The organism is Photobacterium sp. GB-1, assembly GCF_003026165.1.
Classification (GTDB): domain Bacteria; phylum Pseudomonadota; class Gammaproteobacteria; order Enterobacterales; family Vibrionaceae; genus Photobacterium.
In genome coordinates, this window is sequence record NZ_PYOB01000016.1 from 89507 (window position 1) to 95506 (window position 6000).

Genomic DNA, 6000 nt, shown 5'->3' on the forward strand with positions numbered 1-6000 from the left:
ATTTCGATTTTGTGGTGAAGGATATGGACAAGCAACAAGTTAAAGCAGAACGTAAAACTCTAGTTCTATCATTACTAGCGGGTGTATGCGGTAACGCAACATTAGCAGTACTAACGTCAAGCAGCGTGGCATTCTCTATTTTCCCTGTGCTTGCATTTGTATTGGCGGTGTACTGCCTGTACCAAGAATACCTACGTAAGCCAATGACAGAAGGTACGCCTGCGATTGCAACGGCATGCTTTTTTGTCGGCGCATTTGGTTACTCTGCATGTCTTCGTGCAGCAATTCCAGAAATGGGCTCGAACTTCTTACCATTAATGATTGCACTAGCGCTGCTATTCTGGGTGAGCTACAAAATGGGTATAATGAATAAAAAAGCCAAGCCAGAAGTTGAATCGAAATAATTTCATTAAGATCAAGAATAAAAAAGGCGCCTTCAGCGCCTTTTTTATTACGGGCTACTTGGTAATATTATTTACGTTCAAGTAATACACCAGCTTCCATATGATGGGTATATGGGAATTGATCAAATAAGGCAAAACGTGTGATTTTGTGTGTTTCACACAGGATGTCTAAATTCTCTTTGAGTGTTTCAGGGTTACAAGAGATATACATGATACGCTCATAACCTTGCACCATACGGCAGGTTCCCTCATCCATCCCCGATCGTGGAGGATCGACAAAGATCGTATTGCAGTTGTAGCTTTGAAGATCCACATTTTGATCTTTTAAGCGGCGGAACTCACGCTTACCTTCCATTGCATCAGTAAAATCTTCTGCAGACATGCGAATGATTTGTACGTTATTAATGTTATTAACCGCAATGTTGTATTGCGCAGAATCTACAGATGGTTTTGCTAATTCTGTTGCTAATACGCGTTCGAAGTTTTGTGCTAGTGCCAGTGAAAAGTTACCGTTACCACAGTAAAGTTCAAGCAAATCACCCTCGCTGTCTTGAGTGCAGTCAACAGCCCATTCAAGCATCTTTTGTGCAACTTCACCATTCGGTTGGGTAAAGCTGTTTTCAACTTGCTTGTAGGTTAGGGTGCGATCGTGCACTTTTAATTGTTCGATAACATAGTCTTGATCCAGTACGATTTTCATCTTACGAGCACGGCCGATAAGATTTAGCTTAAAACCTTCATCATTTAGGCGCTGTTTTAGCTGCTTAGCTTCTGCTGTCCACTCATCATCAAGTTGGCGGTGGTAAAGCATAGAAACAAGGATTTCCCCACTAAGGGTTGATAAGAAATCGACTTGGAATAATTTATGACGTAGCGCTTTAATGGGTTTGATCGCATCAACCAGCATCGGCATCAAATCATTGATCAGACGGCTTGCCGCAGGAAATTGATCAACGCGGTATTTTTCACGTGTTTCTTGGTTAAACATGATATAGAAAAGATCTTCACCCTCATGCCAAACACGGAATTCTGCACGCATGCGGTAATGCTCTGCAGGAGAGGCAAACACCTCGAGTTCAGGGGTATCAAAATCAGCACAAATGTTTTGAATACGCTCTGCCTTTTCATCCAACTGTTGCTGATAATCAGCGGTGTTAAGGATGGTGGATGTCATAGTGTATGCCTCGACTGCTCAAAATAAGAGCGCAGATTTTATTGCATTGCACAGTGATGTCCAGTGTTACGCCGAGAAAAAGTCTTTTATTGCGTAATTTATTTATAACTAATAGCAAACAAAACTAGACATAAAAGCGATACATCACTAGCATCTGCACTGCGCTGGTTAACCATGGGATGGTACGGGAATACGGTGAAAATCCGTAACTGACGCGCAGCGGTAATAGAGAACGAACGCACACGGATGTATTCCAAACACTGTTTTAACAATATGATTAATCAATAGATATGGAATGATGTATTGTTGAGATGGGAAGTTGATGCCTAGGCGACCTTCTTCAGGTCATGCTCTTAAGTCCGAATACCAACCAGCGGTAAAGCACTTTTGCTTTGTTATATACGCGACTTAGGATCCTCAAATGAAAAAAACACTTTTAGCGCTGGCGGTCACGTCGGTGTATTTCCCTTCTTTTTCTATAATAGCAGCAGAAGATAACACCCAAACCGATGATGTGATGGTCGTCACTGCCAACCGTTTTGAACAACCTGTGACTTCAGTACTTGCGCCATTTAATGTCGTGACCCGCCAAGATATCGATAAGATACAAGCCAAAACACTCACAGAAGTGATTAGTTTATTACCGGGTGTGCAGGTGACGCAAAATGGTGGGCGCGGCCAGCTAGCCAGTATTATGGTACGTGGTACTAATTCCGATCAGGTACTCGTTCTCGTTGATGGTATTCGTATGGCACGAGCAGCAAAAGGTGCGGTTGATTTTAACCAAGTTCCTTTGACTCAAGTTGAGCGCATTGAATTTACTCGCGGCGCTCGTGCTGCAATCTATGGTTCAGAAGCGATTGGTGGTGTAATCAATATCATTACATTGGCTGATGTTGATTCACCATCAAAAACGAAGCTGAATGTAGGTATTGGTAGTCATAACTATCAAGAGGCGAGTGCATCAGGCGCGTATAAAGTTGGTGAAAATGGTTTGCTGCAACTTGCTGTAGGTTATGAATATGATGAAGGCTATAACGTTAAGCCACAGCCTGGATTAAATGATGGTGATAAACATGGCTTTGCTAGTCGTAATGCCATGATTGCTTATCATCAACGTTTTAGCGATACCTTAAAAGGGTTTGTCTCTACACGTTGGTATAAAAATCAGTACCAGTATGACAGCTCATTCGTTGATTTCTTTTCTGGTGAACCAGTACATCAATATATGCAGTCAGAGCCTGAGTTATTTGACTATAGCGCAGGATTGGATTTAGATTTAGGGCGTTACCAATCTAAGTTAATTGCAGATTACCAACATCAAACGAATTACGATTACAATAAAGCGGCGACCACGACGCCTGTTGTTGCCAGTCAGGATGAGAAATTCACTCAACGCAATCTACAGTGGAATAACCATTTTACCGTTAACGACAATCTACAATTAGTCGGTGGTGTTGATTGGCGTAAAGAGTCATGGCAAGACAAGCTATCTTCAGATGCCGTTAGCAGAAACAATACGGGTATTTATGGTATTGGTTTAGTGAATGTTAATGATTTTTCATTAGAGTCTAGCTTACGTTTAGACGATAACCAGCAGTATGGTTCTCAGTTTACTTATAACGTGGCTGGTGGTTGGTATATCACTGATGAAGTGCAACTACGTACATCTTACGGCAGTGCATTCAAAGCGCCGAATTTATTCCAACTATATTCACCATTTTACGGCACTGAAACATTAAACCCTGAGAAATCAAAAAATGCGGAAGTGGCTATTGAAGCTAACTACAACGTGATTGATTTAGCTGTTACAGGTTATCGCATGGAGATTGATAACCTTATTGGTTTTAATAACACGTCTTGGAAGTATTATAACGAATCAGGAAAAAGCAAAATCAAAGGTATTGAAGTTGAAGCAGACTTTGATACGGGCTTTTTATCTCACCAGCTCAACTTTGACTTTAAAGATCCCCGTAATAGCCAAGGGCAGCGTTTAGATCGCCGCGAGAAATTCTCGTTTAAGTGGGTAGGTACAGCAAGTGTTGGTGATCTCGATAGCGCACTAACGTATCAATACCATGGCAAACGTCCAGATCAATATGGTCCAACGGGTGAGTTACCGGCTTATGATACTTGGGATCTGGCATTAACATATTGGCTACAGCCAAAACTTGCCTTAAAAGGGCGAGTAGCGAACCTTCTAAATGAAGATTATGAGACTGCTGGTGGTTATCAAATGCCTGGCCGTACTTATTACACCAGTATTAACTACCAATTCTAATCGAAAACGCAAGATTAAGGCCGCTAATATAGCGGCCTTTTTAATAAAGCTTGTACATAACGGGAAGATTCAGTACTAACCTTTGTGGTTGATGATCAGTTTTTCCAACGATCTCTAGATATTACATGGAAAATATAGAGAGAACTGAACGATTTTATTATCAGCGGTATCAGTTAGCTAACTGGGCTGTTTGCGAGAACTGAAGATCGCAGTATCATAAGGTGAGTAATGTTTATTAGGTATGGTACGAGTGAAAAAGATTGTTATTTTTGATTCTGGTGTAGGTGGTTTATCTGTTTATAAAGAAATCTACGATCTTTTACCGCAAGTGCAATATATCTATGCCTTCGATAACGCCGCCTTCCCGTATGGTGAGTTACCCGATAATATACTTATTGAGCGTACCAATCATATTGTCTCGACATTAGTTGAGCAATATCAAGCAGACTTAGTTGTTATTGCGTGTAATACCGCAAGTACAATTGTATTACCGACCCTGCGCCAAAATCTTAACATTCCTATTGTAGGCGTTGTTCCAGCGATTAAACCTGCTGCGAAGTTAAGTAATACCAAAGTCATTGGCTTATTAGCAACGCCTGCAACGGTTAAGCGTGAATATACGCATCAGTTAATTAACCAATTTGCTAGTGATTGCGAAGTTAAAATGATTGGTTCAACCCGATTAGTAGAAATGGCTGAGCAAAAGCTACGTGGTGAATCTATTTCTCTTCATGAACTCAGTGAGATTTTAGCGCCATGGCAACAGCAAGTAGATAGCATTATTTTAGGTTGTACACATTTCCCATTAATTAAAGAAGAAATAAAAGCCGTTCTTAATAATGAAGTGAATGTTGTGGATTCCGGTAAAGCGATAGCGCTACGCGTATCGTCCTTGTTAGGATTATCTGCACAAGAAAAACAACCCCATAATAAAATAAATAACCTTACATATAGCAGCGCCGCTACACAAAGTGTAGCGGCGCTGAATAAAAGTTTACGTCAAATAGAGCTGGGTACTATTCAGTCTCTACAATATCCGTATCTGCGTTTTTAGGCTCATTAGCTTCACGTACTTTTAACGTACGTTGACCGTATTCTTTATTGTTTAATTGCTCGATAGCACTATCTGCATCTAAGCTACTCATTACAACAAAGCCAAAGCCTCTGCGCTTGCCTGTACGTTTATCCTTCATTAGGCGTACAGCAAAAACATCGCCATGCTCAGCAAATAGATTTTTAACATCAGTCTCATTAGCGCGATAAGGAAGGTTACCAACATAAAGGGTTTTGCTGCTTTGAGAGGTTTCAGTATTATCGACAGGGGTCACTTCTTTAGGTTTTTGCATGAAGTAAAGTGCAGCACCGACAGCAATTGCACCTAAAGCAAAGCTAATAGAAGAATGAAGAGTAGGAATAAGGCTAAGAATTAATGCACCGATAATAGCAATAGCTAGAGCGGTTATTATGGTTGGATTATTTGATTTCATATTTAATTAAACTACATCGTCAAAATGGAAGGAAGAATGCGTAATGTTTCTTTTAACATCGAACTCACAATGATATTACTTTCATTGAGTTGTAATTACTAGCGAGTGAACCATCAGTTCATCAAATGTTGTAATTACAAGCGTATCAACCACAGTAGATGAAATAACGAGCAAATACATTATTTTTTTCAAAAAAGACTTGTCAGAGTGATCGAAGTCTCTATAATGCCGCTCCATCGAAAGGGAACACGAACAAACAAATGATCGAGTTCAAACTTTTTGAATTATTAATATCGAATAACGATTAAATCTTTGGTTTTGCCAAGGGTAGTTAATAAGAAAGTTTAAAGTTAGAATTTCTTCTTGACTACAGTTAAGGGCTGAGTAAAATACGCATCCCTGACCAATATTAAGTATTGAGTCAACGTTCTTTAACAATTTGACCATGCAATCTGTGTGGGCACTCGTTGAAAAGTTAAGTCGAAAGATTTATCAATGATACTAGTGACCAATACAAATAACTTCGGTTATTTGGCACAGTCAATTCAAATATCCTAACTAGCTTCTAGTTAGCGGTATTTTAACAGTATTCATTGAGCCGGTCGAAAGACCACAAAAACTTTAATTGAAGAGTTTGATCATGGCTCAGATTGA

Annotated in this window: 5 protein-coding genes and 1 riboswitch; of the genes, 3 read left to right on the top strand and 2 right to left on the bottom strand. The window is 40.0% G+C overall.

Annotated elements, in window-relative coordinates; all coding sequences use genetic code 11:
* The first annotated feature begins 23 nt into the window (after positions 1 to 23).
* Positions 24 to 404 (top strand): YijD family membrane protein, encoded by a 381-nt coding sequence (locus C9J45_RS15060; protein ID WP_107207765.1) that lies wholly within the window; start codon positions 24 to 26, stop codon positions 402 to 404.
* 67 nt (positions 405 to 471) lie between these two features.
* On the opposite strand, the gene trmA is transcribed toward C9J45_RS15060, so the two are convergent.
* Positions 472 to 1578 carry a tRNA (uridine(54)-C5)-methyltransferase TrmA gene (gene trmA, locus C9J45_RS15065; RefSeq protein WP_107207764.1) on the bottom strand — a complete coding sequence of 369 codons (1107 nt, stop codon included), beginning with the start codon at positions 1576 to 1578 and terminating at the stop codon, positions 472 to 474.
* Between the two features lie 148 nt (positions 1579 to 1726).
* Positions 1727 to 1968, top strand: a riboswitch (cobalamin riboswitch).
* 31 nt (positions 1969 to 1999) lie between these two features.
* On the opposite strand from trmA, the gene btuB reads away from it, so the two are divergent.
* The gene (gene btuB / locus C9J45_RS15070; protein WP_107292722.1) at positions 2000 to 3859 is read left to right on the top strand and encodes a TonB-dependent vitamin B12 receptor; all 1860 of its coding nucleotides are present in this window, start codon (positions 2000 to 2002) and stop codon (positions 3857 to 3859) included.
* 241 nt (positions 3860 to 4100) lie between these two features.
* Entirely contained in the window at positions 4101 to 4913 is an 813-nt protein-coding gene (murI, locus tag C9J45_RS15075; RefSeq protein ID WP_107207762.1) for a glutamate racemase, read from the top strand.
* Here the strand turns inward: murI and C9J45_RS15080 are convergent.
* The gene (locus tag C9J45_RS15080; RefSeq protein WP_107247527.1) at positions 4876 to 5346 is read right to left on the bottom strand and encodes an RNA-binding protein; all 471 of its coding nucleotides are present in this window, start codon (positions 5344 to 5346) and stop codon (positions 4876 to 4878) included. The genes murI and C9J45_RS15080 overlap by 38 nt on opposite strands.
* Positions 5347 to 6000 lie beyond the last annotated feature (654 nt).

Coding starts and splice junctions, on each gene's coding strand:
- murI (WP_107207762.1), top strand. CDS start 4,101: ATGGTACGAGTGAAAAAGATTGTTATTTTTGATTCTGGTGTAGGTGGT.
- C9J45_RS15080 (WP_107247527.1), bottom strand. CDS start 5,346: ATGAAATCAAATAATCCAACCATAATAACCGCTCTAGCTATTGCTATT.
- btuB (WP_107292722.1), top strand. CDS start 2,000: ATGAAAAAAACACTTTTAGCGCTGGCGGTCACGTCGGTGTATTTCCCT.
- C9J45_RS15060 (WP_107207765.1), top strand. CDS start 24: ATGGACAAGCAACAAGTTAAAGCAGAACGTAAAACTCTAGTTCTATCA.
- trmA (WP_107207764.1), bottom strand. CDS start 1,578: ATGACATCCACCATCCTTAACACCGCTGATTATCAGCAACAGTTGGAT.